At 58.5% G+C, this 26,834-nt stretch carries 27 protein-coding genes; 12 read left to right on the forward strand and 15 right to left on the reverse strand.

Annotation, left to right across the window (positions count from 1 at the left end; genetic code table 11):
• The first annotated feature begins 21 nt into the window (after window positions 1–21).
• The 3 genes from VGC62_RS06850 (at window position 22) to VGC62_RS06860 (ending at window position 4,148) form a co-directional block, all read left to right on the forward strand.
• Complete coding sequence (locus VGC62_RS06850) at window positions 22–1,173, forward strand: WYL domain-containing protein (RefSeq protein ID WP_331186314.1); 1,152 nt, start codon at window positions 22–24, stop codon at window positions 1,171–1,173.
• A gap of 216 nt (window positions 1,174–1,389) precedes the next feature.
• The gene (locus VGC62_RS06855; RefSeq protein WP_331186315.1) at window positions 1,390–2,430 is read left to right on the forward strand and encodes an ABC transporter substrate-binding protein; all 1,041 of its coding nucleotides are present in this window, start codon (window positions 1,390–1,392) and stop codon (window positions 2,428–2,430) included.
• Complete coding sequence (locus VGC62_RS06860) at window positions 2,427–4,148, forward strand: diguanylate cyclase domain-containing protein (protein ID WP_331186316.1); 1,722 nt, start codon at window positions 2,427–2,429, stop codon at window positions 4,146–4,148. Before VGC62_RS06855 ends, VGC62_RS06860 begins: the two co-directional genes overlap by 4 nt.
• A gap of 1 nt (window position 4,149) precedes the next feature.
• Here the strand turns inward: VGC62_RS06860 and VGC62_RS06865 are convergent, their stop codons facing one another.
• From VGC62_RS06865 to VGC62_RS06915, 11 genes are all read right to left on the reverse strand, one after another.
• Window positions 4,150–4,467: a DUF1989 domain-containing protein gene (locus tag VGC62_RS06865; protein WP_331186317.1), complete on the reverse strand. Its 318-nt coding sequence runs from the start codon at window positions 4,465–4,467 to the stop codon at window positions 4,150–4,152.
• Window positions 4,449–4,835, reverse strand: a complete 387-nt coding sequence (locus tag VGC62_RS06870; RefSeq protein WP_331186318.1) for an urea carboxylase-associated family protein — start codon at window positions 4,833–4,835, stop codon at window positions 4,449–4,451. The genes VGC62_RS06865 and VGC62_RS06870 overlap by 19 nt, the downstream gene beginning before the upstream one ends.
• Before the next feature lie 21 nt (window positions 4,836–4,856).
• A complete protein-coding gene (locus VGC62_RS06875) occupies window positions 4,857–5,513 on the reverse strand; it encodes an amino acid ABC transporter permease (protein WP_331186319.1) in 657 nt (218 codons plus the stop codon).
• Window positions 5,513–6,172 carry an amino acid ABC transporter permease gene (locus VGC62_RS06880; protein ID WP_331186320.1) on the reverse strand — a complete coding sequence of 220 codons (660 nt, stop codon included), beginning with the start codon at window positions 6,170–6,172 and terminating at the stop codon, window positions 5,513–5,515. Before VGC62_RS06880 ends, VGC62_RS06875 begins: the two co-directional genes overlap by 1 nt.
• Before the next feature lie 3 nt (window positions 6,173–6,175).
• Entirely contained in the window at window positions 6,176–6,820 is a 645-nt protein-coding gene (locus VGC62_RS06885) for an urea carboxylase-associated family protein (protein ID WP_331186321.1), read from the reverse strand.
• Window positions 6,821–6,830: 10 nt separating this feature from the next.
• Complete coding sequence (locus tag VGC62_RS06890) at window positions 6,831–7,448, reverse strand: urea carboxylase-associated family protein (protein ID WP_331186322.1); 618 nt, start codon at window positions 7,446–7,448, stop codon at window positions 6,831–6,833.
• A gap of 8 nt (window positions 7,449–7,456) precedes the next feature.
• The gene (locus tag VGC62_RS06895) at window positions 7,457–8,308 is read right to left on the reverse strand and encodes a transporter substrate-binding domain-containing protein (protein WP_331186323.1); all 852 of its coding nucleotides are present in this window, start codon (window positions 8,306–8,308) and stop codon (window positions 7,457–7,459) included.
• A gap of 235 nt (window positions 8,309–8,543) precedes the next feature.
• On the reverse strand, window positions 8,544–9,422 hold the full coding sequence (locus VGC62_RS06900; protein WP_331186324.1) for a MurR/RpiR family transcriptional regulator: 879 nt from the start codon (window positions 9,420–9,422) through the stop codon (window positions 8,544–8,546).
• Between the two features lie 214 nt (window positions 9,423–9,636).
• The gene (locus VGC62_RS06905; RefSeq protein WP_331186325.1) at window positions 9,637–11,313 is read right to left on the reverse strand and encodes an MFS transporter; all 1,677 of its coding nucleotides are present in this window, start codon (window positions 11,311–11,313) and stop codon (window positions 9,637–9,639) included.
• A gap of 346 nt (window positions 11,314–11,659) precedes the next feature.
• On the reverse strand, window positions 11,660–14,422 hold the full coding sequence (locus tag VGC62_RS06910) for a cation-transporting P-type ATPase (RefSeq protein WP_331186326.1): 2,763 nt from the start codon (window positions 14,420–14,422) through the stop codon (window positions 11,660–11,662).
• A gap of 60 nt (window positions 14,423–14,482) precedes the next feature.
• Window positions 14,483–15,364: a universal stress protein gene (locus tag VGC62_RS06915; protein WP_331186327.1), complete on the reverse strand. Its 882-nt coding sequence runs from the start codon at window positions 15,362–15,364 to the stop codon at window positions 14,483–14,485.
• Window positions 15,365–15,891: 527 nt separating this feature from the next.
• Between VGC62_RS06915 and VGC62_RS06920 the strand changes: the two genes are divergently transcribed.
• The 4 genes from VGC62_RS06920 (at window position 15,892) to VGC62_RS06935 (ending at window position 18,609) form a co-directional block, all read left to right on the forward strand.
• Window positions 15,892–16,788, forward strand: coding sequence for a TauD/TfdA family dioxygenase (locus tag VGC62_RS06920; protein WP_331186328.1), 897 nt, complete (start codon window positions 15,892–15,894; stop codon window positions 16,786–16,788).
• Between the two features lie 191 nt (window positions 16,789–16,979).
• Window positions 16,980–17,375, forward strand: a complete 396-nt coding sequence (locus tag VGC62_RS06925; protein ID WP_331186329.1) for a DUF2946 family protein — start codon at window positions 16,980–16,982, stop codon at window positions 17,373–17,375.
• A gap of 146 nt (window positions 17,376–17,521) precedes the next feature.
• The gene (locus VGC62_RS06930) at window positions 17,522–18,130 is read left to right on the forward strand and encodes an SCO family protein (RefSeq protein WP_331186330.1); all 609 of its coding nucleotides are present in this window, start codon (window positions 17,522–17,524) and stop codon (window positions 18,128–18,130) included.
• Entirely contained in the window at window positions 18,130–18,609 is a 480-nt protein-coding gene (locus tag VGC62_RS06935; RefSeq protein WP_331186331.1) for a copper chaperone PCu(A)C, read from the forward strand. Before VGC62_RS06930 ends, VGC62_RS06935 begins: the two co-directional genes overlap by 1 nt.
• Before the next feature lie 178 nt (window positions 18,610–18,787).
• Here VGC62_RS06935 and VGC62_RS06940 read toward each other — a convergent pair whose 3' ends face one another.
• Entirely contained in the window at window positions 18,788–19,144 is a 357-nt protein-coding gene (locus VGC62_RS06940; RefSeq protein ID WP_331186332.1) for a response regulator, read from the reverse strand.
• Between the two features lie 399 nt (window positions 19,145–19,543).
• Here VGC62_RS06940 and gcvA point away from each other — a divergent pair, with 399 nt between their 5' ends.
• From gcvA to VGC62_RS06955, 3 genes are all read left to right on the forward strand, one after another.
• Window positions 19,544–20,449, forward strand: a complete 906-nt coding sequence (gcvA, locus tag VGC62_RS06945; RefSeq protein ID WP_331186333.1) for a transcriptional regulator GcvA — start codon at window positions 19,544–19,546, stop codon at window positions 20,447–20,449.
• Window positions 20,450–20,523: 74 nt separating this feature from the next.
• Complete coding sequence (locus tag VGC62_RS06950; RefSeq protein WP_331186334.1) at window positions 20,524–21,351, forward strand: DMT family transporter; 828 nt, start codon at window positions 20,524–20,526, stop codon at window positions 21,349–21,351.
• Window positions 21,352–21,506: 155 nt separating this feature from the next.
• Window positions 21,507–22,268, forward strand: coding sequence for an SDR family oxidoreductase (locus tag VGC62_RS06955; RefSeq protein ID WP_331186335.1), 762 nt, complete (start codon window positions 21,507–21,509; stop codon window positions 22,266–22,268).
• A gap of 65 nt (window positions 22,269–22,333) precedes the next feature.
• Here the strand turns inward: VGC62_RS06955 and VGC62_RS06960 are convergent, their stop codons facing one another.
• Both VGC62_RS06960 and VGC62_RS06965 read right to left on the reverse strand, forming a co-directional pair.
• The gene (locus tag VGC62_RS06960; RefSeq protein WP_331186336.1) at window positions 22,334–23,812 is read right to left on the reverse strand and encodes an MmgE/PrpD family protein; all 1,479 of its coding nucleotides are present in this window, start codon (window positions 23,810–23,812) and stop codon (window positions 22,334–22,336) included.
• A 47-nt stretch (window positions 23,813–23,859) separates the two neighbouring features.
• Entirely contained in the window at window positions 23,860–24,732 is an 873-nt protein-coding gene (locus tag VGC62_RS06965; RefSeq protein WP_331186337.1) for an amidohydrolase family protein, read from the reverse strand.
• Here VGC62_RS06965 and VGC62_RS06970 point away from each other — a divergent pair.
• The gene (locus tag VGC62_RS06970) at window positions 24,731–24,892 is read left to right on the forward strand and encodes a hypothetical protein (protein ID WP_331186338.1); all 162 of its coding nucleotides are present in this window, start codon (window positions 24,731–24,733) and stop codon (window positions 24,890–24,892) included. The two genes, VGC62_RS06965 and VGC62_RS06970, sit on opposite strands and share 2 nt — an antisense overlap.
• Here the strand turns inward: VGC62_RS06970 and VGC62_RS06975 are convergent.
• A complete protein-coding gene (locus tag VGC62_RS06975; protein WP_331186339.1) occupies window positions 24,889–25,749 on the reverse strand; it encodes a CoA ester lyase in 861 nt (286 codons plus the stop codon). The two genes, VGC62_RS06970 and VGC62_RS06975, sit on opposite strands and share 4 nt — an antisense overlap.
• 123 nt (window positions 25,750–25,872) lie before the next feature.
• Between VGC62_RS06975 and VGC62_RS06980 the strand changes: the two genes are divergently transcribed.
• Window positions 25,873–26,745 carry a LysR family transcriptional regulator gene (locus VGC62_RS06980; protein WP_331186340.1) on the forward strand — a complete coding sequence of 291 codons (873 nt, stop codon included), beginning with the start codon at window positions 25,873–25,875 and terminating at the stop codon, window positions 26,743–26,745.
• Window positions 26,746–26,834: the final 89 nt, after the last annotated feature.

Consider the following 26,834-nt stretch of genomic DNA (forward strand, 5'->3'; position numbering starts at 1 on the left):
ATCCATCATGGCAGTTTGTGGGTGGCGCCCATTATCGCTAGGCTTGCGACACTTTCTGTCGCAAGGTTCGGTGCCATGCAAAAAAAATCCAGCAAACAGCTGACTGTCCGGCTGCTTCAGATACACGCTTGCCTGCCCGCAGATGGTAGCAAGCGGGAGACCAGAGAGTTTCACGCAGATGTGATTCGCAAGCTGGGTCGAGCGCGTTCACTTCGAACGACGCAGCGTGATCTGAACAGTTTGAAAGCCGCCGACGCCGCCGATTTCGAGGTCTGTGGTAATGGTCATGACTGGTTCAGAAAAAATGTCGTGATACAGCTCAAACAGATTGGCCAGCTCAACGCCACTCAGGCGATCAACCTGATGCTGCTGCTTGAACATGGCGCTCGCTTTGGGATGAAAGCTCAGGTGGACGAGCTGGCGGAAATCAAGGATTACGCCGAACGTGTTTTGCTTGAAACGACAGCTGATCAACATTGGTCCTCAAAGCGACTGACCAGCACCACCCGATTCATTGCGCTGGAACCTGCGCTGATTGATCAGCGTGCATTAAAACAGGTCCAGGATTCGTTGCTCAAAGGGTATGCGATCAGATTGTCGTACCGCATTCCCGAGCGTGGGGATTTGATCGTCAAGTATCTGGTGCGCACGCTTGGGCTTTCTTTTCAGGACGCTAACATTTACCTGTCGTGCTACGTGCAGGAAGAAACCTGGCCGCATGAGCAAGAGCCGCAACCGGGCCAGTCACGCCATAAGTATGAGAGTCGTGGGCCCGGCACGATGTCTGTCCTGCAAATGCACCGCATCTCCAAGGTAGAAGAGGCTGTAGCGCGCCCTTTTGAAGTTCCACCGGACTATGACGTCAACTCAATGGATGTCATGCACGATCTGCGTTCGCTTATTTCACCGAGCCCGATTGAACTGCACCTGCGGCTCAGCCCTAACCTTCGCAAACGGCTGAGCGAAAACCCGCTCGTTTCAGACCAGGTTATCCAGCCCGACGGTACCGATCATTGGTTATTCAAGGGCCGTATCCATGACGGCCAGGGCCTGCGCCTTTGGCTGCTGAGTAATGCTGATCAGATAGAGGTGCTCGCGCCACTTGACCTGAGACGGTACATGCGCGACACCTTGACCAAAGCTGCTTGTGTCTACGCGTTGGATCCGACATGACCATCGCGACCTGTGGTGTCGTGATTATGGACGAGCATTCACGCATCGATGTTCCTGACCTTTGAGCCGGTTGCAGCCCTAATCTTTGGTAATTGGGCGGCTTCAATTATCTTCACAGCGTTTCCGACTGAAGGTGTCACCCGTGTTATGAGGTTGCTGAGCACAGGCATATTGCCATCTGTATAGTGGTCCAATCCTAGGTCATGGGTATCTTTCATGAAATGTACGTACCCATTGTTGTTGGTCTTCTGCTCTCTATTCATAGCCAGGCAAGTGAGCGCAGATGAGCCAACGCTACGTGTGTTGGCGTGGCCGGGGTATGCCGACAATGATCTGGTCGATGTCTTTGAGAAGCGCTACAAGGTCACGGTCGAGGTCACTTTGGTCGGCAGTGATGAAGTCCTGCGCAGTAAGTTGACTGAAAACCGGGGCGCAGACTTCGATGTTATTGCGGCCAATACTGCGGAAATCCACAATTACGCGGGGCAGGGGCTTTTGCAGCCGTTGCACCTTGAGCGCATTACTAATACCGCACGCCAGCTTCCGCGTTTTCGCGACTATTCGAAAATCCCCGACATTGTGGTCGATGGTAAGGTTTATGCCATTCCTTACGCATGGTCGGACATGGGCCTGATCTATGACCGCAAGCAGTTCAATCAGCCACCGGATTCGATCACTAGCATGTGGGACCCGAAGTTTCAGGGCCGAGTGTTGGCGTTCAATACCAGCAACCATAATTTTTCCCTGGCCAGCCTGGTGCTTGGCGGTGACCCTTTTCGAATAAATGCCGCCGACTTCGCGCAGGTGACCGATAAATTGATTGCCTTGCGCCGCAACGTTTTGACGTTCTACTCGCAGCCTGAAGAGGCCGCCGAGCTTTTTCGCACACATTCTGTGGCGCTGATATATGCCAACTACGGACGCCAGCAGCTTAGGCAACTGCGCGACGCAGGTGTCGACGTGGGGTATGTGGTCCCACGCGAGGGGGCATTGGCCTGGCTTGACTGCTGGGCGATCAGCCGTGGCGCGCGGGACCCGGTATTGGCCAGCCTGTGGATCAACTACATGCTCGAACCGCAAGTCAGCCATGCGCTGAACGAGCGGCAGGATCTGTCCAATACGGTGCAGGAACCTAAAGACGCCAGCCCCTCAAGCCGTTTGATCTGGCTGCGTCCGGTCGAAGATGACCAGCGTCGCGCCGAACTCTGGCAACGTATCATTTCCGGCGAACGCCCGCCCCTGAGTGCGCAGCCATGAGGTTCGGTATCGCCTTCAAGCTCGGCTGCTTGATGGCCCTGTTCGGCATGCTGCCCACGGGCCTTGCGGGTTATTACATCTATAACAGCAGCCGTGAAATGCTGCTGCAAGCTGCCGAGCGCGATTTGCTGACCTCAGTGCAAGTGCTTGGGCGTAATTTGCACAGCAGCTTGCGCAATATTTCGCTGGATGCGGCGGTATTGACCAACGGTCCTCAAGTGCATCAACTGGCCAATATCGTCGATCAAGACAAGCGCAACGAAGTACAGAACAATCTGGCCGAGTCTTTTCGCGCGATGTTGCTGGCGCATCCCGATTACATGCAGATCCGCTTGATCAGTGCCAATGATCATGGCCTGGAACTGGTTCGACAGGATCGTGACGGTCCGCGTATCGTCAGGGTCCAGGGCTCGGATCTGCAAGAAAAGGCGCATTACGCCTACGTGTTCGAGACCCTGAGCCTGGCACCCGGCCAGGTGCGTATTTCGCCCATTGTGATCAACCACGAGCAAGGTGCTCACTCTGGGCTCGGCAAGCCGACACTGCATGTGTCGACGCCGGTCGCGGACCCTTCCGGCAAGGTGTTTGCGCTGTTGGTGATCAACGTTGACCTCGATCAGTTGTTCAACCAATTGCAGGGTGACTTACCCCTTGAGTATCAGGTTTACCTGAGCAATCGCTGGGGCGACTTGCTGGTTCATCCCGATCATCGGCGCACGTTTGGCTTCGATCAGGGGCGCCGACTGTTTTTGCAGGATGAGTTTCCCGAGGTGGCCCAACTGCTGACTGAGACGGGGCCAAACAGCTTGATCAGCAACAGCGTGGAGCAACGCCAGAAAGATAGATTGGTCGCAGCCTTCGTACGGCTTTCCCACACGGGAGGGACCGAGCCGTTTGTCGTACTTGGCCTGGGGGAGCCACAAAGCCATGTGTTGGCGCAAGCGTCGCGCGCCGGTACGAACATCGCTCAGATTGCGCTGCTGTTCAGCGTGCTGGCACTGCTGGCGGCGTTTATTGCATCGCGCAAGCTGATCCGCCCGCTGCGCAGCATGACTGACGCGGTCGAGTTGTTTTCTCGCGAGCGAAAAATCAGCCAGTTGCCGCCCAGGGATGATGAGCTGGGCGTGTTGGCGCGCCGCTTTCAAGCGATGAAACAGGAGATTCTCAGCCAGCTTGATGACCTGACGTGCAGCCGCGCGGCGTTTGAACACCTGGCCAGCCATGATCCGTTGACCGACCTGCCCAATCGACGGATGTGTTTCGAGCGCCTGGAACAGGCCTTGGTCGCGGCTCGGGAAAAGGATCAGAAAATGGCGTTGCTGTTTGTCGACCTTGACCACTTCAAGGAAATGAACGACCAGTATGGCCATCGCTTTGGCGACCAGGTGCTGCAGGCGGTGGCCAAGTTGTTGACCTCGGCCAGTGACACCGCTGACTGTGTGGCACGTTTGGGGGGGGACGAGTTTGTGATTTTCTTCAACGACGTCAAGGACCCACAGAAAATCATCGTGTTGCTGGAAAAACTGCATCAGTGTTTTCAGCTTCCGCTGTTTATTGACGGGCGTAGGGTGCAAATCCACGCCAGCATGGGGGTGAGCCTGTTCCCACGCGATGGCAACGATATTGAGGCGTTGATTCAGCATGCCGACCACGCGATGTATGAAGCCAAGAGCGCGGGTAGGAACAGGTACTCGTTCGAAGTGCTGGGTAACGATTGACTCAGCGCTGGGCGGACTTGACGTGATCGGGCACCCAAGGGCCTTTTACGGCGATGGCCGCAAAGTCATCGTCGATGATCTGCAAGCCTGCATCCTTGGGCGTGTTGTCGCCTTGGCCCTGAATACTGACGATGTCCTGCGGGCAGGCCGAGAACGCGACGAAGCAGTCCATCTCTGCGCGCAGGGTGATGTAGTCGCCAGGGTTGGTGACTGTGGGTAACGTGGCTAATGTGATGTTGTCCGGCTGCACGCGAATGTTCATGAAAATGTTGAACGACGCCAGGTTGCGACGCGGTGGCGTCACGCCCAGTTCAAGCATGCCCTCAAACAGGTTATCGCTGCAGTTGCGGTGGTAGTGGGTGCAGCCGAGCACTCATAGCGGCGCCGGTCACACGCGGCCATGAAGGTGTCATGCACGCCCGGCGAGGTGTCTTCGACCAGCGTCAGAATGGGCTGGCGAGCGCTGGTGACGAAGCTGTCACCGACCACCGGATTCAAGTGTTGGGTCCAGACGCGTGTGGCCTCCATGCACATGAACTCTTGCAGGTCATAGGCATTCCAGGCCCAGCAATCCACCACCTGCGTGCCGTGGGTATTGATGACGCGCACCGATTGCCCGGCCTTCAGGCGCACGGCTTTACCGTGGCCGGCAGGGATGGTGAGGGTCGGCGAGGGGATGACAGACATGGGGCAAACTCCAGTTTGGATTCAAGCCAGACGATGGCGGTTGAGATGGCGCTCCAGGGCGCCGGCTGCGGTGTCGAGTAAAAGGGTGATCAGCCAATAGACGATGGCCACGGTCAGATAGATTTCCAGCGGTGCGTAGCTGCTGGAAATCGCTTGTTTGGCGGCGTACATGAACTCTTCCACGCCCACCACCGAGAGCAGCGCGGTGTCTTTGATCAGGCCGATCAGCAAGCCCACCGAAGGTGGCAGCGCCACCGGCAATGCCTGCTTAAGCAGTACGTGGCGCAAGGTTTCCCACGGTCGCAGGCCCAGCGCGGCACTCGCTTCATATTGGCCGAGGGCGATGCCGCCAAACGCTGAGCGTAGGACTTCGCCTATGTACGGCCCGTAATACAGCGTCAACGCGGTGACCCCGACTACTGGCGAGCTAAGGGTGATGCCGTACTCCGGCAGGATGAAAAACAGCAAATAGATCAGCACCAACATCGGCAGGCCTAAAACGAAATCGATGTAGGCGCGGGCAATGGCGTGTAGCCAGGGACGACCCTTTTGCAGCGCCCAGGCCAGCAATGCACCCAGTGTCAGCGCGGTGCAGGCCGAGATCAGGCTCAGGCGCAAGGTGACCCACAAACCTGCGGCAAGGTCTGGGGCGTTATCGAGAATCACCGACCAATCCATCAGCGGCCCCTTGCACGATTGAAACGCCGTTCCAGCCGCCGCGCCAGTTTGAGCGTCGGCCAGCAGATCAGCAGATACCCGGCGACCACCATTGCCAGTACCGGTGTGGCTTCAAAGGTGCGGGCGATGACCAATTGGCCGGCGTAGGTCAATTCGGTGACCGCCACCACCGAGGCCAGCGGCGTGGTCTTGACCACCAACGTGAACTCGTTGACCAACGCGGGCAGGCTGCTGCGCAACGCTTGTGGCGATGAGACGTACCACCACACCTGAAACGCCGACAGCCCAAGCGCATGAGATGCTTCGCTCTGACCGTGGGGCAGCGCGCGGTAGTTGGCTCGCAGGATCTCGGCGACGTAGGCGGCGCTGTTCAGACCGATGGCCAGCACCGCCGCCAGCAACGGTTTGCCGCCCAGCCCAATAAGCGGCAGAGAGAAAAACACGATGAATAGCTGCACGATGGACGGTACGCCCCGCATGACGCTGACGTACAAATGCCCAATGCCACGCCACAGCGGCGTCGACCTTCCACGCAGCCACCAGACGAGGTGGCCTGTGACGAAACTGGTGACGGCGGCGAGCACCGTCAGCTCCAGTGTCACCCGCAAACCAGTCGCCAAGTCGGGCAGGGCGTTGAGCATTTGCGCGTATGCACTCATGCCTTAACCTGGAAAGTCACTGAGGTCTTCGGCCACCGACAGCTCTACCGCGCCGGGTGTGTCGTTGCCCGCAATACCGGTGCAGCATGTGCAGACCACGAACACGGTGTCGAGCACCACGCGACAGGTCACCGAGTCACCGGCCTTCACGGTGTTGGGCAATGGCGTCAGCGTGCCTTGCTGATCCAGTTGCACGTTCATGAACAGGTTGACCGGGTCCGGCAGCTTGGGTTGTTGGCGGCCAAGGCGTTGCAGCTCTTGCTTGAGCGACTCAACGCAACCGGTTTGCCCTGCATAGCCGTGAGTGTCGAGAAACGCAGTGGTGGACGCCGGCATCAGCAGGTCATGTTTGCCGACACTGTCCTTGCCCAGCACCATCACCGGACGACGACGGTTGTTGACCAGGCGCATGCCCGCGCCCAGCACATAGGAATTGCTGAACACTCGGGTGTGATGCACCGATAGATGCACGTTTGGCTCCGTTTCGCTGAAGCCGAACAAGCTCGCCACAGCGCCGGCTTGCAGTGCGGTGATGCGCAGTAACTGGCCGCGCTTGACCACGATGGAACCCGCGCTGCCCGCCGCGATTTTTACCGTCTGCATCGGTAGCGGTGGTCGGGTTTGTGTGGCGTCTTTCATTAACAACATGGGGGAGTCCTCAACAGCGCGGCGGTTCGTCGTCGGAAATGACGATGTCAATAGGAGTGACCAACAAACCGTTACCGGGAATGATGTCCTGCGGGCATGACGACACCGCGCAGACTAGATCCTTGAGTGCTTTGAAGACGATTCTGTCACCGGGTTTGCTGATCGGATCGGTGACCTGCATGCGGCAATCGGCGGTCACCGGACCGTTCTGGAACAGGTTGAACGGCTCGGGGACGTTCACCGGCAACACGCCGTAATGGCTCAGGCCTTCGTGCATGTTGTCCAGGCAGTTGCGGTGCCCGTCAACGCCGAAATCGACGCTGAAGCGCGTGCAATCACAGGCCGGGACATTGGCGTCATGCACGCCGACGGTGTCGTGAACCACTTTCAGCAAGGGCTCGTCGGCGTTCGAATACAGGCTGTCGCCGACGTTGAAGAACAGCGAGTCAAGGCGCCGCCGGGTGTGTGTAGGGGACAGGTATTGATCCGTCTGACCATTAACGATAGCGACAAAGTCAGCGGCTTGTTGGCCTTCGCGATCAATCACCGTGATGTACTGACCGCTGCGCACTTCGAAGGTACGGCCATGCCCGGCTGGCACCTGTACCTGGATGGATGACAAAGACATGGGGGCTCTCACTTGGCAGGGATGAAGTCGCTGGAAGGCAGATCGAAGGTCACACCCAGGTATTGCTGCTGCAGTTTTTGCAATTCACCGGAGTGCTTCATCGCAATGATCTGATCGCTGATGACCTTGTTCAGGCGCACGTCGTCTTTGCGCGTGGCCCAACTGATCCATTGGCTGGCGCCCAGTTCACCGACCTGGCGCAGGTTTTCAGGGTGCTGTTTGAGCAGGCTGCCCAGCACGGTGATGTCATCGAGGATGAAGTCGGCGCGGCGCGTCATTAACGCCGACAAGGTTTGGTCGACGCTGTCGACGCCAACGATTTTGATCGGCGCCAGGCCTTTGGTCTTGAGTTCAACGTTGAACTGCTTGATCAGTTGTTCCGGTGCCGAGGTGCTTTTCACCGCAGCGCTCAGGCCAGCGAGGTTTTCGACTTTCAAGCTGGCTGGATCGATACGTTTGTCGTCGGCGCGTGTCATGACGGCATTGACGCTTTTGCCAAACGGGGCGACGAACAGCACTTTGGCGGCGCGTTCGGCGGTGACGTTCAAGGAGGAACCCTCAGCGTCCACCGAGCCTGAAATCAGCGCCGGGATGATCCCGCTGAACGCCATCTTCTGGTATTCCACTTTTACGCCGAGGGTCTTCGCCACCTGCGCCATGATGGCTGGCGTGTAGCCGGTGATAGCGCCGTTGTCGTCGGTATATTCATAAGGGGCGAAGGTCGGGTCGATGGCCACCACCAGCGTGCCACGCGCCTTGACGTCATCCAGTGTATCGGCCGAAGAAATCGACGCATGCAGGCTGACGCCAAGCGTGATTGCCGCTAAAACGAGCGGGAGTCCGGGAAAGGTTTTTTTCATGATGGCGCCCTTGGTTAGGTGTGTAGACCCAAGGGGTATCGCAGGTTTTGTGCCAGCCTCTTGGGCGATGGCGAAAGAAAATCATTCGGCCTTTAGAAACAACGGTTTCACATAGTTAATTTGTGAAACATTGGTTTCTTTGTGCGGGACGCCAATCGAGAACTTCGAAAACCCTCGCGCTGCAATGGTGCGTCAGCGTGCTTTTTTGGTGCCTTTGAGCGCCGATGTCTTGCGTTTATTCCAACTCCCCGAGCTGTTGATGCAGGACCTCGGCCTGGGCCAGATGTGTCGATTTTTCCCCCGCCAGTTCTTTACCCACCAATGAGCAGAGCAGATTGGTGATGCCTGCCACGCTGGCGTTGCTGTCGAACATTAGGCTGCCTTCGGTATGGCAGCGGATGACCCAGCGTGCCAGCTTCGCCGGTTTGCCCGCCAGCACATCGGAGATGTACAGGATTTGCACACCCAGCGCCGCCATTGCCGCCATGCCGCTTTCCAGTTGCGGCACGCGTCGACGCAGACCGATGCAAATAGCCACGTCGCGCTCATCCAGTCCGGCGATGTACTCGGCCAGGCTGTCGCCGGGTGCCGGTAACAACAGAATATCGCCGCGCACCTGAATCAGATTGCTGCGAAACATCACCGCGATGGTCTGGCTGTGACGATAACCAACGATCACCACCCGACGAGCCTTGGCGATGGCCTGTGCCATGTGAAACAGATCAGTCTGCGACAGCGATTCGTAGGTCTTCACCAGGTTGGTGATTTCCTGATCGAGGTGATGTTGCACCAACGCTTGCGGGTCGCGGTCTTCGGCACCCAGGTGTTGCAGATACAGGGGCGAGCCGCCACTGCTGGCCTTGCGCGCTTCGCGTCGGGCCGTTTCGTAAGAGTCGTAACCCAATGCGCGGAAGAAACGAGTGGTGGTCGCTTTCGATACGCCCGCACTGATGGCCAGTTCGGTCGCGGTCTGCATGGCCAGGTGGCCGGGGGAGGCAAGAATCACGTCCGAGAGTTTTTGTTCCACCGCCGACATCTGTTCATACCGGCCGCGGATGCGGCTTTCCAGCGACGCCGTCTGGTCCGATGGCCTGGAGGTGCTGTTCGACGCCATTGATGGCCCCATATGCGTGTCTGTGAAGGAGCGCAGTGTACATAAGAATGCTCATGGGCCGCTGATGAGGAGATTTCTGTACGGGTTGGATGCTTCTGACAATTGCGCCAAAGAACTGTATGCCCTGTGCAGCCCGTTTGGCCTTGAGTAAACGTTGAGACTGGCACTCGCCTTCAGCAGGATCGTCCTCTCCCTCGCGGGAGAGGTGCCGACCTTATGTGTGATGAATGTCCCGATCCTTGGTTTCCGGCAGGAAGAAAGTGCCGAGGATGGCTGTCATCACGGCAATGACAATGGGGTACCACAGCCCAAAGTAGATATCACCCGTGGCCGCGACCATGGCGAACGCCACCGTGGGCAGAAAGCCGCCGAACCAGCCGTTACCGATGTGATAGGGCAGCGACATCGAGGTATAGCGGATGCGTGCCGGGAAGAGTTCCACCAGCCAGGCGGCTATCGGGCCATAAACCATGGTCACGTAGATCACGAGGATGGTCAGGAGCAGCAGCACCATCGGGTAATGGGTCTTGGCCGGGTCGGCTTTCTCGGGGTAGCCGGCGTCCTTGAGCGCGGTACCGAGGGTGGCGGTGAAGGCATCGTTCGCGGTCTTGAAGTCAGTGGCGGGCAGGTTGGTGCCCGCGAAGCTCGGGACCAGCTTCTCGCCGATGCGGATCTGTGCGACAGCACCAGGCTCAGCTTCCTCGTTGGTGTAGGGGATGGCCTTCTTCGCCAGCAGGCTCTTGGCGAGGTCGCAGGAACTGGTGAATTTGGCCTTGCCCACCGGGTCGAACTGGAACGAGCACTGGTCGGGATCGGCAATCACCGTGACTGGATTGCGCTCCTGCGCGGCGAACACGTCGGGGTTACCGTATTCGGTCAACGCCTTGAAGATCGGAAAGTAGGTCAGCGCCGCGATGATGCAGCCGGCCATGATGATCCCCTTGCGGCCGATGCGGTCTGACAGGCTACCAAACAGGACGAAGAACGGCGTGCCGATCAGCAGCGAGCCGGCAATCAGCAAATTGGCGGTCTGCGGGTCGATCTTGAGCATCTGCAACAAGAAGAACAGTGCATAGAATTGCCCGGTATACCAGACCACGGCCTGGCCGGCGGTGCCGCCGAGCAACGCCATGATCACCACCTTGAGGTTGTCCCAGCGGGCGAAGGATTCGGTCAGCGGCGCCTTGGAGGCTTTGCCTTCGTCCTTCATTTTCTGGAACACCGGTGACTCGCTGAGTTGCAGGCGGATGTACACCGAGACGATCAACAGCAGGATCGACAGCAGGAAGGGAATTCGCCAGCCCCAGGCCTCGAAGGCTTCGGTGCCAAGGATTGTGCGGCAGGCGAGGATCACCAGTAGCGAAAGAAATAGACCCAGGGTCGCGGTGGTCTGGATCCATGAGGTGAAGTAGCCACGCTTGCCTTTGGGCGCATGTTCGGCCACGTAGGTCGCCGCGCCGCCGTATTCACCGCCCAGGGCCAGGCCCTGCAGCAGGCGCAGGGTGATCAGGATGATCGGTGCCGCCACGCCAATGGTCGCGTAGCCGGGCAGAAAACCCACTACGGCGGTGGAGATACCCATAATCACAATGGTGATGAGGAAGGTGTGCTTGCGTCCAATCATGTCGCCCAGTCGGCCGAAGACGATGGCACCGAACGGCCGTACGGCGAAGCCTGCGGCGAACGCGAGCAGAGCGAAGATGAAAGACGTTGTTTCATTGACGCCAGCGAAGAAATGTTTTGCAATGATTGCGGCGAGAGAGCCGTACAGGTAGAAGTCATACCACTCAAATACTGTGCCCAGGGACGAGGCGAAAATGACCTTGCGCTCCTCCTTGGTTATCCCACGGTTGGGCGTGCTGCCCATGGATGTACTGTCGATTGTGGCCATGAGTGTTCTCCGTCTTGTTCTTGTTGTAGGCCGAAGTACCTCACTACCATTGCCGCACCCAGGCCCTAGGGCTGATGTCATCGAATTACCCATTGCGCGAAGCGTGGAGACGACCTCGCATTGCTGCAAGGTCCCTTGAAGCATAATCACCTTCGCGCAGATATCCACTCGGCTTCGCGTTCAAGCCCAGGCAGACGCGCTGTCGAAATCGCCCACAGCATGTTATTTGCGCTTTACTGCACGGCCCGCGCCGGCCGCAAAGAGAGCACTCGCTGACGCTGATCAGGCGCCAGCCAGCGATCTGCGATTGAGCCATGCCCAGGGAGGTGTCGATGGGCAAACATACTCACCGATCTGCGCCGCTGGCCAGCAAGTCCAATGGCTGGCTGCGCAACCCCAGGCGTTCAGCCAGGCGGGTAGTGCGGATCACCCATTTCTCCAGTTCCACCACGATGTACACCAGCAGCCCCGCACCGATGACTTGCCCCCACTCCAGCGGGGACAAGTCGGTCGAGCCGAAAATATCCTGCATGATCTGGCTGTGGGTGTAGACGAACTGCAGGAGGATGCACGTGGCGATAGCGACCAATACGTAGCGGTTGCCGGTGAGCCCTTCACGATTGCTGACCGGAGCAAGAAGCGACCGGGTATTGAGCAGGTAGAACATTTCTGCAACGACTACCGCGTTGACGGCCATGGTACGTGCTGTTTCGAGGCTGGCGCCTTCGCTCAACTGCCACAGAAAGAGGCCGATGGCGCCGCACATCATCAGTACTGAAACCATGAGTATCCGCCAGATAAAGAACCCCGACAGCAGCGCTTCGCCCGGTGCTCGTGGTGGACGCTTCATCAGGCCGTGCTCTGCCGGTTCGAAGGCGAGCGCCAGGCCCAGGGTGCTGGAGGTGACCATGTTGATCCACAATACCTGGGCGGGGGTGAGCGGCAGCGCCAGTTCAAAGAGGATTGCCGCGATCACTACCAACGCCTCGCCACCATTGGTGGGCAGCATGAAAAGGATGAATTTCTTCAAATTATCGTAAACCGCCCGGCCCTCGCGCACGGCCGTGGCGATGGTCGCGAAATTGTCGTCGGCCAGTACCATGTCGGCCGCCTCTTTGGCCGCCTCGGAACCCTTCATGCCCATTGCTATGCCGACATCCGCACGTTTGAGCGCGGGGGCGTCGTTTACGCCGTCGCCGGTCATTGCCACGATATGCCCATTGTCCTGTAGCGCGTTCACCAAACGCAGCTTGTGTTCGGGGCTTGCTCGAGCAAACACATCCACTTCATTGACTACCCGGCGCAGGGCTGCGTCGTTCATCAGGGCCACTTCTGCGCCAGTAATGGTCGGTTTGCCGACGCCGATGGCGAGCTGTGCTCCGATGGCCCGAGCGGTCTCGGCATGGTCGCCAGTGATCATCTTTACCCTGATCCCTGCATGATGGCATTCGCCAACAGCCTTGATAGCTTCCTCTCGCGGCGGATCGACAATACCGACCAGGGCCAGTAGCGTCTGGCCGGACTCGGTATCCTCAAAGGTCAGGCGATCACCCGATGGGGTCGAACGTTTACACGCCAGCGCCAACAGCCGTAATCCCTGGGCTGCGGTGTCGGTGATCATACGGCGCCAATAATCGACATCGAGCGGGTGCTCGCCATCGTGGTTCAACTGTGTGTCGCACATATCGAGAATGCGTTCGGGGGCGCCTTTGACGAATATCCAGGACTGACCATTGCCGTCCCTATGGTGCGTGGCCATGAAGCGGTGTTGCGACTCAAAAGGGATGGAGTCCAGTCGTGTCCAGGCATCTTCGCTCAAACCGGTCTTGCCGCCGAGCACGAGCAGGGCTCCCTCGGTGGGATCGCCTTCGACGTGCCATAGACCGTCTTCACTGCGCAAGTGAGCGTCGTTGCAGAGCACGCCGGTGCGGATCGCCAGGCAGAGCGCCGGGTAATGGGCCGGATCAATGATGCGCCCATCAATGCTGCAATCGCCCACTGGCGCATAACCCACACCGCCGAGATCAAACACATGGCCGGCGCACACCACACGTTGCACGGTCATTTCATTACGGGTCAGCGTGCCGGTCTTGTCGGAGCAGATGACGGTTACCGAGCCCAACGTTTCCACGGCCGGCAGACGACGGATGATGGCCTTGTGTCGGGCCATGCGTTGCACGCCGAGTGCCAGGGTCACGGTCATGATGGCGGGCAGGCCTTCGGGTATCGCCGAGGCGGCGAGCGCCACGACCATCATGAACATCTCTGCCGGTGGATGGCCGCGCCATACCGTGCCCAGCACGAAGGTCGCCACGCAACTGCCGAGAATGGTCACGGCCAGCATCCGTCCGAACCGATCCACCTTGCGAAGCAACGGAGTGGCCAGGCTCTGGATATCGGCCAGCATCTGATTGATTTTCCCCAGCTCTGTCGAGGTGCCCGTTTCAACAACGATGCCACTCGCCTGGCCGTAAATCACGACAGTGCCGCAATACGCCATGTTGTGGCGGTCACCCAGCGGAGCATCGAGCTGCACGACGTCGATACCTTTTTCAACCGGCAGGGATTCACCCGTTAACGCGGCCTCCTCAATGCGTAAATCCCTGACGTTGACAAGTCGTAAATCCGCGGGCACCCGGTCGCCGGACGCCAGCAGAACCCGATCACCCGGTACCAGGTCAGCGGCATCAATCTCTTGGTGAAGGCCATTGCGAACCACCATTGCATGAGGGGCGAGCATGGCGCGAATGGCATGCAGCGCCCGCTCTGCCTTGCCTTCCTGGATAAAACCAATGATTGCGTTGATCACCACGGCGGCGAGCAGTACGCCGGTATCGACCCAATGCCCAAGGAGGGCCGTGATGAATGCCGAAGCGATAATCACGTAAAGCAATATGTTGTGAAATTGCGCCAGCAGCCGAAGCAACGGCCCACGGCGTTTGGGCGCAATCAACTTGTTCGGGCCATATTGAGCGATACGGCTGTGCGCTTCTGCATCCTGCAAACCTTGCGGCCCGGTCTGCAACATATGCTCGACGTCTATGCCTGCGAGCGTATGCCAGGAGGCTGGCGAGCGGGGGACTGGCGGAGCGTTAAAAGGTGCTGTCATGGGAGCAGGCCTCTTCCGTGGGCTAGGAGCGTTACGACAACCTTGCGCCATGGGGCAGGGTCACACCGACACAAGGACGTCACTTTGAGATTCGGCCAGAACATGTTTGGTGACGCTACCCACCAACAACTCTTGGAGTGCGCTTTGGCCATGCTTGCCCATCACGATCAGGTCGCAATCAAGCTCCTGTTCCTGTTCGACAATGCGCCAAGAGGCGTCGCCATGCACGGTTACCAACCGGGTGGCATAAGGCGGCAGCCCGGCTTCCTCGCGTAATGCATAAAGCTTTTCTGTTGCCTCCTTCCTGGCGATGATCCGGTAGTGGTCCAGCGTATCGGCATCAACATTGGCAAAGCGCAAACCCCCTTCGAAGGGCGCGTCAAACACATGCAGGAGAGTGATTTCGGCGTGCGGTGCAATGGCTCGGGCGTCCCTGATCGCACGCAACGACGACGGCGAAAAATCGACCGGGACAAGGAGCGTGCGGTACTCGCGACGCGGCGTCTGCTTGACCACCAATACAGGGCAAATCATGTGACTGAGCAGCCTTTGGGCGGTCGAACCCAAAAGCAAATGACGTACTGCGCTCTCTCCCCTGGCGCCGCAAACCAGCAGGTTTATGGCCATCTCATCCACTTGCCTTGTCAGCTCCGTGAGAACGGAACCTGGCAAGACGCGTACACCGCCAGCGACGTCGTAACGCTGCAACAGCGTGGCACCCAGCTGTTCGAGCTTCTCCCGTGCCGCATCGAGCACTCGCTGCAACAAGTCATCCTGAGGCGCCATCATTTGTCCGAGTCGCTCCAGAGGCGCGAGATTTGCCACGTAAAGCAAGTCAAGCGAGGCTTGCAGCTCTTTGCTCAACATCGCGGCGCGCTCAGCGGCGTGGCGGGCCGGTACGGAAAGGTCGGTGGCGACCAATATGCGGTTTATTTGCGGCATCTCCGTCTCCCTTGCAGATACTCTCGATCCAGCGGGTCGACGGTCAATGCCGTCGTGCGGGATCTTTGCGTTCACAGGGTTTATCGCTTGCGGTTTGCTCTGATCCTGCCGCTGGCCTGGATTTTGAGCTTGATCTGTATCAAGCAGGGCCAATGACGGTGATCGCGTCCGATGTACGGTCAGGCGCAGGCGATGCCGATCCACAGAGTGTTGACCGTGATCAATCTCTCTTTCATTCCCTGGGGGTAGGGTTTGAGCACAGAGATATTCGGCCGTCCGAACCTCACGCTGACGTTATCTGGCCTGACGCGCTGACCGCACGACAAGTGAGTGAGGCGGTGAATGGCGCGATTTCGAAATGCCATAGGGTTATAAAGAAGCGATAGTGTCCACACTATTGATATGTCTATAGAGTCAATTTACGCGTACCTGTCGGCCAACCGACGCGCCGCACGAATGAAAGCCTAGTGATCTGCTTTGCCTTTAAACAGGCGCTCTTGGGGCGCCGTACGTGTGGAGTGACCGTAATGCCAGCTGCATCCCTGAGTGCTACACCCTCTCGCAACCCGTCACAACATTTCGATGTCCGGCCCTTGGACGCCGCACTGGGCGCTGAAGTCCTGGGGCTGGACCTTAGCCGTCCGCTGAACGATGCCGACTTAGCCCGTATCCATCGTGCCTACCTTGATCATGGCCTGCTGATCTTGCGCGACCAGCGTATAACCCCCGAGCAACAGATCGACTTCAGTCGTCACTTTGGCACGCTGCAAATACATGTGCTCAAGCAGTTCCTGCTGGCCAATCACCCGGAAGTCTTCATCATTTCCAATATCGTCGAGAACGGCCAGCCGATTGGCCTGGGCGATGCTGGAAAGTTCTGGCATTCGGATCTTTCCTACGTCGAACTCCCTAGCCTGGGCGCCATGTTGCTGGCACAGGAGCTGCCGCCAGAAGGTGGAGATACCCTGTTTGCCAGCCAGCAATTGGCCTACGAAACGTTGCCAGCCGAGTTACGCCAACGCATCGATGGCAAACGCGCTGTGCATTCCTACACGGCTCGTTACGCCGATGAGGTGTTCAAGGGCGTCCGTCGGCCAACCCTGACCCAAGCGCAATTGGCGGCAGTCAAGCCCGTGGTGCATCCGGTCGTGCGCACCCACCCGGAAACCGGGCGCAAAGGGTTGTTCGTCAATGAGAACTTCACCACTCATATACTCGACCTCCCCGAGGATGAGAGCAGGCAAGTCCTCGCCGAGCTTTACGCTCACAGCATCAAACCTGAGTTCATCTATCGCCATCAGTGGCAACCCAATGACATGTTGTTCTGGGATAACCGCGCGCTGATCCATCTGGCGACGGGTTGCCCTAGCCACCTGCGTCGGCGTATGCACCGCACGACGATTCAGGGCGACGTGCCGGTCTGATCTGACGGTCGTTAGTTGCCAGTCCCCCCAAACGACCGGTTTGAGTCGCTCTCTGCCGGTCGTAGGCTTGGACTGCGTGAGTTACGGGGCAGGGGGATTCCTCCAATAAGCCACCCTGTGCCATTTTGCCGCAGGGTTATAAGTCGTTTGTGCCGTGTCCTGGGAAGCGTGGAATGTTAAATTCTGCGCCCATGAAATTCGTCCGAACCCACCAATCGCTCATTGCCTGGATGCTTTACGGCTTCATCTTGTTCAATGGGCTTGCGTGCAGCATCAGCCATGGGCAGATGCTCGGTGCATTCGCCAACGTGGTGCAGTCGCCGGTGTGTGGCCAGCATCATGAGCCAGAGGTCAACGTGGGCATGGGCATGGGCATGGGCGTGGACGGCATGGGCGACCATGCAGGGTTAATGAAGCTCGCCATGGACAACTGCGCCTTTGCCAGCACCCTGGCGCTGTCGATGATTTTCTTCATCGCCCTGGGCTGGCTGATACGCGCTTTGCGCCCGCGCTTGCACACTGCCTACGCGTTTCGCAAACGAACTCCGCGTCATGCCATTCCCGGACTTCTCCCGCAGGCTCCCTGAACGGGCGTGTGATGCTCATCGATTTATAGCTCAGTCGAGCCCTGCAATGCGGCACTTGCCGCGTCTGCCCAGGCGTTCGCTGTGATACATACCCGTGACTGACCCGCGCAACGATGCCCAATGGCTTGCGCGAGAGGAAGGTACAAATGAGTAAGTTATTGACCCGTCGCCAGGTGCTTGCCGGCATGAGCCTGCTTAGCCTGGGCCTGCTCGCAGGCTGCGATGGCTCGACCAGCGCCCTGTCGTTCAAATATGGCAAAGACCTGAGTAATAAAATCCTTGGCCGAACCTTCAAACTCAAGGATTCACAAGGCAACGTGAAGACGCTGTCGAGTTACCGGGGCTTGATGCCGATGGTGTTTTTCGGTTTCACCCAATGCCCGGCGGTGTGCCCGACGGCACTGGCCCGAGCGGTTCAGGCCAAGAAGTTGATGGGGCCGGACGGCGACACGCTCCAGGTGATTTTCATCACCCTTGACCCTGAGCGCGACACCCCGGCGATCATCGACGCATACGTCAAGCAGTTTGACTCAAGTTTTGTGGCACTGTCCGGTACGCTCGAAGAAACCGCCGCCACCGCCAAAGAGTTCGGCGTGTTCTACGAAAAAGTTCCCATCGGCGACACGTACACCATGTCCCACTCCGCTACCAGTTTCGTCTACGACTCCCGCGGCAACCTGCGCCTCGGTCTGTCACCGTCCCTTTCCGCAAAACAGTGCGCAGAAGACCTGCTCACCGTCATGGAGGTGTGCTGATGAGCACCAAAATCTTCAAATCGATCAGTCACACAGTGGCCCTGGCTGCGTTGCTAGGGTTCAGCGTTCATGCCTCGGCGCAGGTCACCGTTGAAGACGCCTGGGTCCGCGCGACGGTGGCACAGCAGGCTTCGACCGGCGCCTTCATGCACATCACCTCGACGACCGACAGCAAGCTGATCAAGGTGAAATCCCCGGCCGCCAACATTGTGCAGATCCACCAATCGAGCATGATCAATGACGTCATGAGCATGAAGGAAGTCGCCGACGTCACGCTGCCGGCCGGTAAAACCGTACAGATCGAGCCCAACGGCTACCACGTCATGCTGATCAATCTGGTGGGGCAGATCAAAGAGGGCGATCAAGTGCCGCTCACCCTCGTCGTTGAAAACGCCAAGGGCGAGCAGGAATCAATCGAAGTCAATGCCACCGCCCGGGCACTGAATGCGCCTGAGCATGAAGCCATGCACATGCAGTGATCGGTAGGCTGAGGGTGACGAGTTGCGGGGCAGAGATAGTTTGCTGACTGACGCTCGTCACCTGACGACTTGATCACCACTCTCATCAAACACAACATAACTAACTGAATAAAAAAGGTTATCTGTAGGTCAAGTGTTTGCTGCACGACGGGTGATCTCCCATAGACCGAGCGCAGGCTCAGTTCACCTGCCGCCTTACCGCCGCCAGCACATGGACTATCTCAAAGGGTTTTTCCAATACGTCGGAAAATAAATCCGGTCTGGCTTTGCCCAGGGCAGCTTGCGCGCCACTCATCAATATAATCGGTGTAGCGTGCATGCCTGGCCGTTGCCGAATCTGCTCAGCCAGTTGGATGCCGTTCATCCCCGGCATCATGTAGTCGGTGATGATCAACTGCGGGCGTTCCCGGTCAAGAATGTCGAGAGCCTTTTGCGCGCTTGCCGCCTTGACCGTCAGATAACCTTCGTCTTCCAGCGCGTAGCTCAAAATGTCGACGATCAGATATTCGTCGTCGATGATCAGGACAGTCGTCATAGCACGCTCATCCGGCTTGGTGCCGTAGGCGTGTGCATGTAAGAAACCGACTGCTGCTGGGGTTCAGTCGTCAATCGCATTCCGGGAAACCTTTTTGACGTCTATACCTGGGTTGCCGATGACGACCTCCATCAGGGAGGGGTCATAAGTGCTATCTCTTATCTTATGTATGGATAACGGCCTCTTAAGTTCACCCCAATATCGTTCAAATTTAACCGGGAGCTGATTGGCGACGACGCCTGGCAGCTGCGGCTCATATTTTGTGATTTGAACCAGGTGCCATGGAAGTGGGCAGGCGGGCTTGAGAGTCGCCCATCTTTTGGCAAATGAATAGAATGCTCTACCATGAGCTTCCATTCATGAAAGGCGGTTTTTAAATGCCCGCCGAGAAAGGGTGCCATGAGAGATCTGCCTCCCACCGCCACATTGCGCGCCTTTGAGGTTGCGACACGGCACGCAACATTTACCTCCGCCTCCGAAGAGCTGCATGTCACCCAAAGCGCAGTCAGTCATCAGTTGAAGAACCTCGAAGAGATCTGGGGACTGCAGTTGTTTCAGCGGGGCAAGTCATTGAGCCTGACACCCGCCGGGGCAGCTCTTGCACCAATTGTGCGGGAGTTCTTCATGAATCTTGAGGCCACACTGTCTGATCTGAGAGAGCAAAAGGGCAGGGTTCGACTTAAAGTCAGTACGACCTATTCTTTCGCGCTCAAATGGCTGCTTCCAAGATTACCGAGCCTGTCCCAGCAGCACCCTGAGATATTAGTGACGCTGGACACCACTGACAAAGCCATCAAATTCTCAAGCGGGGAGGCCGATGTGGCGATCCGTTTGGGCACGGGGAATTATCCAGCCCTCTTCTCGGAGTTCATGTTCAGGGAACACATTTTTCCGGTTGCAAGCCCTGATCTGTTAAGTCGCTTCGGGATGCCGCGCAAACCTGCCGAATTATTGCGCTACCCGTTGCTTACACGGGACGGATCAGACTTGGTGCCAAAGTGGGAGATCTGGTTTCAACACGTCGGGCTGGGGATTTCGCCCCTCAAGGAAAGTGTCAGATTTGCGGACACCAACATGACTGTCGAAGCGGCATTGTTAGGCCAGGGAATAGCGTTAGCTCGCAGCGGGCATGTAGAAACAGAAATCAGTGATGGGAGCCTGGTCAGGCTGTTCGATGTGCCGTTCCCATCCCCGGTCGCTTACTATTTTGTCTGCCCCAAGGGCATCGAATCCCAGCCTCACATCGCCAGCTTTCGCCGTTGGCTGATTCAGGAAGCCATGAAAGCCCAGCTGGCATATGAATGAAGCATGAGGATTTGCTCATTCTATGATGAAGAGACTTCGCTTTAGTTAAGGTGCCGGGTTACCTAGCATGGCGTATGCCTTTTCACATCGTTTTATTAGTGCTCATCGCCGCTCTGCTGCATGCAAGCTGGAATACGCTCCTGCGCGGCGGGGCCGACAGGCTTTGGTCGATGACCGTCATGTGCATGGCGGTAGCAATCGCCAGCGCAGTGGCAGCCTTGTTCCTGGCGCCACCGGCGAAAGCCAGCTGGTTCTATGCCGTACTTTCAGCGGTCCTGCACGTTGGCTATAACCTGTTCCTGGTGCGCAGCTATCGGGTTGGAGACCTCGGGCAAACCTATCCTGTTTCACGAGGCTCCTCGCCTATCCTGATCACCCTCTTCGCATCGGTATTTGCTGGGGAAAGGATAGCGGTGGGTGCTCTGCTTGGCATCGCACTGGTGTCAGGCGGGATCATTTCGCTGGCCTTCGAAAGATGCAGGCTTGCCGTTCCCAGCCTGCCATATGCCTTGGGAACCGGATGTTTCATTGCCGCTTATAGCGTGACAGACGGCATCGGCGTGCGCCTATCCGGCGCCCCGATGGCGTACACGGCCTGGATGTGCGCCTTGTGGGGCGTATTGATGCCGCTGGTGTACATCGGCCTGCGCGGCGCGAACAGTTTATTGACCCCCAGGCCTGGATTCATCACGGCCTTCATCGGTGGGCTGGTCTCTCTTCTGGCCTATGGAATCGTCATCTATGCCATGTCCGGTGCGCCAATGGGCGCGGTATCGGCACTGCGCGAAACCAGCGTGTTGTTTGCGGCGTTGATGGGTTACTTTTTTCTGGGCGAGACGCTGACTGTTCGAAAGATGCTGGCGTGCGCGGTGATCGCCCTCGGCACGATCATCATCGGCTGACGGTCGCAAGCATTGGGCAACACGATTTGCGGTCATTCAATGATCAACGCTGCATCTTTAGGCCCAGGCCGATCGTACGTGCGTGCAGATGGCGCGACTCCTGCGCGGGTCGTTCAACCCTGTTTTTTGTCCCACTACCCCATGAGGTTCGTTGAATGGATACCGTCCTGCAGGCACCGCTAATTCTGATAACGGGCGGAAGTCGTGGCGTCGGCGCGGCGACTGCGCGCCTGGCTGGCGCACGAGGCTACGATGTGGCGATTAGTTTCGTCTCCAACGAGGCCGCCGCCCTTGCCGTGGTGGCTGATGTAAACGCCCTTGGGCGCCGGGCTTTAGCCGTGCGCGCAGACAGCGCCGATCCCGAGCAGGTTGCGCATTTATTTGCCGCGATAGACCGGGAGTTCGGTCGGATCGATGTCCTGGTTAATAACGCCGCGATCATTGCGCGGCAGTCCCGGCTAGAGGACCTCGGCTTCGAGCGGATGCGGCGTATGTTCGCGGTCAACTCGATAGGCCCTATCCTCTGTTCACAGCAGGCGATCAAGCGGATGTCGTATCGTCACAATGGTCGGGGCGGCTGCGTGATCAACATCTCCTCGGCATCGGCCCGGCTCGGCAGTCCCAACGAGTATGTCGACTACGCTGCGTCCAAGGGCGCGCTTGAGACGTTCACTGTCGGTTTTGCCAAAGAAGTCGCGCGTGATGGGATTCGCGTCAACTGCATTCGCCCTGGGCACATCTACACGGACATGCATGCCAGCGGCGGAGAGCCGGGGCGTGTCGACCGCGTCAAGGACTCGATCCCTATGGGGCGAGGTGGCCAGCCTGAGGAGGTTGCGCGGGCGATCCTATGGCTGGCAAGCGCCGAGGCGTCCTTCATCACCGGCACGTTCCTCGATGTCACTGGCGGCAAGTGAGCCCCAGGGTACGGCGCCCAGCCCTTGCCTGGAGGCCCGACTCTCTGATTGGAGGGCGAACATTTCTACGCCAGCATGTGCTTGAACAGGCTCTTGAGGTCATGCTGTTGTTCAAGCCTCCAGGCCACATCGAAAAATGCTCGCGCTTGTTTTTCTGACCAGACGCCGTTGACCGATCTCAGGAATTTTTCTTCGGTACCCTCACGGGTAAGGGGCTTGCCGCCGAAACCCGGAAGATCATCCACCTGCTCAGTAATGACGCGACCGTCTTCAAGGGTGACGGTCACGCGGTTTGGCAGGCGTTGCGGCGTCATCTTGGTCAGCGCCTCATCCTCTTCGACTGTGAGCTTTTTGAGCAGGGCGATCAGTCGAGGATCTTGCAGGGCCGCATCGGAGTAACTGGCATCATTGATCTGCTGATCAAGCATGGCCCGTACCACGATGTAGGGCAGGCTGTGGTCGGCTGTTTCACGGGTTTTGGGGGCGAATTTCTCGGGTGATTCCGCAGCGTACTGATGGCCGACATGAGAAGTCGCGACCACGATTGATTTCACCGCCCAAGTGTCCTCAATAGCTTTGCCGACCTTGGCCGCGGCGGCAATCGCGGTTTGCAGAAGCGCTTGTGCAGGGTAAGGCTTGATCTGGCATTCAGCGATTTTGAAGCTGCCTGCGCGGCCGCCGAATTGCTCGGTGTCCAGCGTGAACGGGCCTGACACCTGTTTGAAAAAACCTGCATTGCCCTCGAAAGCGGGGCCCGGCCCAGTCAGCCCGGCGCGGGCTAACTGGTCGGCAAAAACCGCGTTGCGTCCGGCCTCGGCGTCCGCGAGGCCTTTCCAGTTCGACAACACCTGCAAGCGGGTCTGGTTCATCGCCAGATGCCCGGCGAGGGACAGGTTGACCGCTTCGGTCAGTTGTTGATACGAGAGATTCATCAGCTTGCCTGCCGCCAGCGCAGCGGCGGGCAAGCTGAAGTTGGGATGATCCCAGCCTCGGGCGCTGATCTGCACGGTATCGAGCAATCGGCAATCAATTTCATAGGCCAATGCAATGGCCAGAATCAAATCCTGGCCAGAGCGTTTTTCCGCTTCGGCGACGGCCAGGCATGGCGTGATGTTATCGCTGGGGTGGCCGACCTCTTTACCGGTATACGAGTCGTTGAGATCGAAATAGCGGACCGCGGCACCGTTGGCGAACGAGGCCAAATCCATGCTGGTTTTGTGGGTCGTGCCGATCAGGGTAGACACCCCGCCCGGCACGGCCAGCGCCACGTTTCGCACCTTTTGCACTTGCGGTTGGTTGAGCGCTCCGATGGCGCAGCCCATGGCGTCGATGAAATGCGCCTTCACCCGTTCGACGATATCTGCCGCCAGGTTGCTGTACTGAGTCGTCGCTACATAGTCGGCCAATTGCTCTGCAATCGTTCTGGCAGTGGGCTGGGTCGAATCTGCGGCAGTTTTTTTATCCTCAGCGAATGAAAAGGCCGGCATCAGCGCCAGGCAGGTCATTGCGCCGAGCAGGCGGCGTCTATCGATCATGTAAGGCATGAGCACTCCAGCGGTTATTTGTTGTTTTTAGGGGTAAGTCTGTTGGTTTAACGCTCTTCAACCTCGGCGAAACCATAGAATTTGGCCGGATTGTCGACGAGGATTTTTTGCCAGTGCTCGCCGGCCCATAGGCTCAGCAGATTGACCAGATGGGCATCGTCGGGCTTGTGCTGTTCGGTGACGTGTGGCCAGTCGCTGCCCCAGAACAGCCTTTCTGGCGCCCATGTCACCAGTTGCTGTGCGGTTGTCAGGGTTGGCACGTAGTCGGGGGCGCCGCTGTCGCTGTTCAGATACGCGCCTGACAGCTTGATCCAGGTTTGTCCTTCGTCCAGCCAGCGGCGTAGCAGTTGCGCTGCAGGGTGTCGCAGGCCCCGTTGCGGTGGCAAGCGCCCCATGTGATCAATCACCAGCGGCGTCGGCAGGCGGTCGATCAACCGTTCGTGGGCGATCAACTGATCAGCCGCCGCGTGCAGTTGGATGTGCCAGCCGAATTCGGCGATGCGTGCGGTCAACGGTGCGAGGGTTTCCCAACTGGCGACGGCATTGGCGCTGTTCCACAGGCTGAAACGCAAACCGCGAATGCCGCCTTTGTCGAGGTGCTCAAGCTCGGTGTCGCTGATGTCGGGAGCGACCACCGCGATGCCTCGCGCTTGTCCGTTGCTGCGTGCAATGGCATCCAGCAGGCAGGCGTTATCGAAGCCATAGTGCTTGGCCTGGACAATTACCGCTCGGCTGCAGCCCAGATGCTGCTGCAACAGTTGGTAGTCGCTCCACGTCATATTGGCAGGGGTCGGGGCGCCCTCGATGGCCGGTGCAAACCGGGCATCGAGGATATGCAGATGGGCATCACAGGCGTTGGTCGGTAATACGAGTTTCGGCGGTTCAACACACAACGAATGGGGAACGAGTGTAAGGGGCATGGTTCAGGCTCCGAGTCAGACGGCAGGCAATTGTGAGAACAGCAGCAATGCCAGCATTACCGTGATCGCCCCGCCGATCTTCGTGCAGGTGGCGCCACCCATGCCGATCATCGCAGTTTTGATGGGGTGCGTTGGTCGTGCTCGACGTGGCGCCGGTTAATCCACCAGACCCGCGTTGCGTGCTTGCGCCAGCACTGTCTGGGCGCTACGCACGAACGGCCCGTCGACCATCTGGCCATCGACCAGATAAGCGCCGATGCCCGCCGCTTCGGCTTTTGCCGCAGCCTCGACAACCCGCAATGCGTGGGCGATCTGCCCCGCATCCGGGACAAATGCCTGGTTGGCCAAGTCGATCTGGGTGGGGTGGATACACGATTTACCGACATAACCCAGTTGCCGCGCGGTTTTCGCTTCTGCGGCGAAACCCTCGGGGTCGTTGACTCGGGCGAACGCTGAGTCATAAGTCGCCACGCCCGCTTCACCCGCTGCCAGACGCAGATTCAGGCGGATTTGATGCAGCGCCCACCGATCCTTGCGATCAATGCCCAACGGTTCCAGCAAATCAGCCAGCCCCAATTGCAGGCCGTTGACACGAGGGCTGGCGGCCGCGATGGCCGCCGCATTACGCAGCCCTTTGGGTGACTCGATGGTTGCCAGAATCGCAATCGGTTGAGTGATGCCGTGCTGTGCTTCCAGTTGGTCGAGGCGCAGCGCCAGGGCATGGATCTGTTCGGCAGACTCCACCTTTGGCAGGTTGATGACCTGCATCGCGGTACCGACCAGTGCCATCAGATCTTTTTCATAATGCGCCGAGGATTGATCGTTGACCCGCACCACCACGGTCTTGCTCGTTGGCTGCAGGGTGCGCAGAAAGTCGGAGAGTTGCTGGCGGGCGCTGTCTTTCGCTGTCGGGTCGACGGCATCTTCCAGATCGAAACTGACGGCATCTGCCCGTGAAGCCAACGCCTTGGCGAAGAGTTCGGGGCGCGATCCGGGCACGAAGAGTTTGCTGCGCATTGACGATCCTCGGTGTTTTTCTTATAGGCCACGTCAGTGCGGCGCGGCGGGATCTATATTGCAAACCGCAGGAAGATAACTAAAGTGAGTATTACTTGAATTAGAGTCCAAAAAATATTCACTATGGATACCCGATACCTCGAAAGTTTTCTCCAGGTTGCGCGCCTGGGATCAACCGCTGCCGCCGCGCGTGCGCTTAACCTCACGCCGACCGCCGTCGCGCAACGCATCAAGGCGCTGGAGCACGAAATCGGCGCGACGTTGCTGACCCGTGCCGGGCGCAACATGCAGGCCACTGCGGCGGGGCTGGCGTTGATCGAACCGGCCGATGAACTGGTACGCCGCACGCGAGACTTGAGCGCCATTGCCGCGCTGGACGTCATCGCCGGGGACCTGCGCATCGGCTGCATTTCCACGGCGCTGGCGTATTTGGTGCCGCGCGTGCTGGCGACGCTGATCGAGCGCCACAAGCATCTGCATTCACACCTTGAACCGGCGGTTTCCACCGAGCTGTATCGCAAGGTGGTGACAGGGGACATCGATGTGGCGCTGATGGTGCGACCGGCCTTTGAGCTGCCGAAGGAGTTCACTTGGCGACCGTTGCACGATGAGCCGTTTATCGTGCTGGCCCCAGCGCAATTGACGGGCCGCGATGCGCATCAGGTGCTGACCAGCGAGCCGTTCATTCGTTATCACCGCCGTTCCTGGGGCGGCTTGCTCGCTGATCGTTACCTGATGGAGGCCGGTATCGTCCCTCGCGAGCGTTTCGAGATCGACACACTGGACGCTATCGCCGCGATGGTCGGCGGCGGGCTCGGTGTGTCGCTGGTGCCCCGTTGGCAACCGTTGCATGCCAACCTTGACGCTCTGGCGCAACTGCCTCTGCCCGGTGCGGGATTGCGACGCCCGATTGGGCTGTTATGGAAACGCAATTCGGCGAAGGTCAAGCTCATCCACGCATTCTGCGAGGTGCTTTACGAGGTCAACGAGCGCTAGGGCGATAAATCCATTTTTATTTCACTCTGAAGCTATTGAAAACTATTTTTAATCTCCTGTTCGGAGCCTCAGACTTTACTTCAATGCTG

The organism is Pseudomonas sp., assembly GCF_036404235.1.
In the GTDB taxonomy this organism is placed as follows: Bacteria; Pseudomonadota; Gammaproteobacteria; order Pseudomonadales; family Pseudomonadaceae; genus Aquipseudomonas.

What these genes read in the sequence shown, in the direction of transcription:
- VGC62_RS06980 (WP_331186340.1), top strand. Translation starts at nt 25,873, where the DNA reads ATGGATACCCGATACCTCGAAAGTTTTCTCCAGGTTGCGCGCCTGGGA.
- VGC62_RS06940 (WP_331186332.1), bottom strand. Translation starts at nt 19,144, where the DNA reads ATGACGACTGTCCTGATCATCGACGACGAATATCTGATCGTCGACATT.
- VGC62_RS06915 (WP_331186327.1), bottom strand. Translation starts at nt 15,364, where the DNA reads ATGCCGCAAATAAACCGCATATTGGTCGCCACCGACCTTTCCGTACCG.
- VGC62_RS06895 (WP_331186323.1), bottom strand. Translation starts at nt 8,308, where the DNA reads ATGAAAAAAACCTTTCCCGGACTCCCGCTCGTTTTAGCGGCAATCACG.
- VGC62_RS06910 (WP_331186326.1), bottom strand. Translation starts at nt 14,422, where the DNA reads ATGACAGCACCTTTTAACGCTCCGCCAGTCCCCCGCTCGCCAGCCTCC.
- VGC62_RS06935 (WP_331186331.1), top strand. Translation starts at nt 18,130, where the DNA reads ATGAGCACCAAAATCTTCAAATCGATCAGTCACACAGTGGCCCTGGCT.
- VGC62_RS06885 (WP_331186321.1), bottom strand. Translation starts at nt 6,820, where the DNA reads ATGTTGTTAATGAAAGACGCCACACAAACCCGACCACCGCTACCGATG.
- VGC62_RS06950 (WP_331186334.1), top strand. Translation starts at nt 20,524, where the DNA reads ATGCCTTTTCACATCGTTTTATTAGTGCTCATCGCCGCTCTGCTGCAT.
- VGC62_RS06900 (WP_331186324.1), bottom strand. Translation starts at nt 9,422, where the DNA reads ATGGCGTCGAACAGCACCTCCAGGCCATCGGACCAGACGGCGTCGCTG.
- VGC62_RS06925 (WP_331186329.1), top strand. Translation starts at nt 16,980, where the DNA reads ATGAAATTCGTCCGAACCCACCAATCGCTCATTGCCTGGATGCTTTAC.
- VGC62_RS06855 (WP_331186315.1), top strand. Translation starts at nt 1,390, where the DNA reads ATGAAATGTACGTACCCATTGTTGTTGGTCTTCTGCTCTCTATTCATA.
- VGC62_RS06920 (WP_331186328.1), top strand. Translation starts at nt 15,892, where the DNA reads ATGCCAGCTGCATCCCTGAGTGCTACACCCTCTCGCAACCCGTCACAA.
- VGC62_RS06970 (WP_331186338.1), top strand. Translation starts at nt 24,731, where the DNA reads ATGGTTCAGGCTCCGAGTCAGACGGCAGGCAATTGTGAGAACAGCAGC.
- VGC62_RS06960 (WP_331186336.1), bottom strand. Translation starts at nt 23,812, where the DNA reads ATGCCTTACATGATCGATAGACGCCGCCTGCTCGGCGCAATGACCTGC.
- VGC62_RS06860 (WP_331186316.1), top strand. Translation starts at nt 2,427, where the DNA reads ATGAGGTTCGGTATCGCCTTCAAGCTCGGCTGCTTGATGGCCCTGTTC.
- VGC62_RS06870 (WP_331186318.1), bottom strand. Translation starts at nt 4,835, where the DNA reads ATGTCTGTCATCCCCTCGCCGACCCTCACCATCCCTGCCGGCCACGGT.
- gcvA (WP_331186333.1), top strand. Translation starts at nt 19,544, where the DNA reads ATGAGAGATCTGCCTCCCACCGCCACATTGCGCGCCTTTGAGGTTGCG.
- VGC62_RS06965 (WP_331186337.1), bottom strand. Translation starts at nt 24,732, where the DNA reads ATGCCCCTTACACTCGTTCCCCATTCGTTGTGTGTTGAACCGCCGAAA.
- VGC62_RS06880 (WP_331186320.1), bottom strand. Translation starts at nt 6,172, where the DNA reads ATGAGTGCATACGCGCAAATGCTCAACGCCCTGCCCGACTTGGCGACT.
- VGC62_RS06890 (WP_331186322.1), bottom strand. Translation starts at nt 7,448, where the DNA reads ATGTCTTTGTCATCCATCCAGGTACAGGTGCCAGCCGGGCATGGCCGT.
- VGC62_RS06930 (WP_331186330.1), top strand. Translation starts at nt 17,522, where the DNA reads ATGAGTAAGTTATTGACCCGTCGCCAGGTGCTTGCCGGCATGAGCCTG.
- VGC62_RS06875 (WP_331186319.1), bottom strand. Translation starts at nt 5,513, where the DNA reads ATGGATTGGTCGGTGATTCTCGATAACGCCCCAGACCTTGCCGCAGGT.
- VGC62_RS06955 (WP_331186335.1), top strand. Translation starts at nt 21,507, where the DNA reads ATGGATACCGTCCTGCAGGCACCGCTAATTCTGATAACGGGCGGAAGT.
- VGC62_RS06905 (WP_331186325.1), bottom strand. Translation starts at nt 11,313, where the DNA reads ATGGCCACAATCGACAGTACATCCATGGGCAGCACGCCCAACCGTGGG.
- VGC62_RS06865 (WP_331186317.1), bottom strand. Translation starts at nt 4,467, where the DNA reads ATGCTTGAACTGGGCGTGACGCCACCGCGTCGCAACCTGGCGTCGTTC.
- VGC62_RS06975 (WP_331186339.1), bottom strand. Translation starts at nt 25,749, where the DNA reads ATGCGCAGCAAACTCTTCGTGCCCGGATCGCGCCCCGAACTCTTCGCC.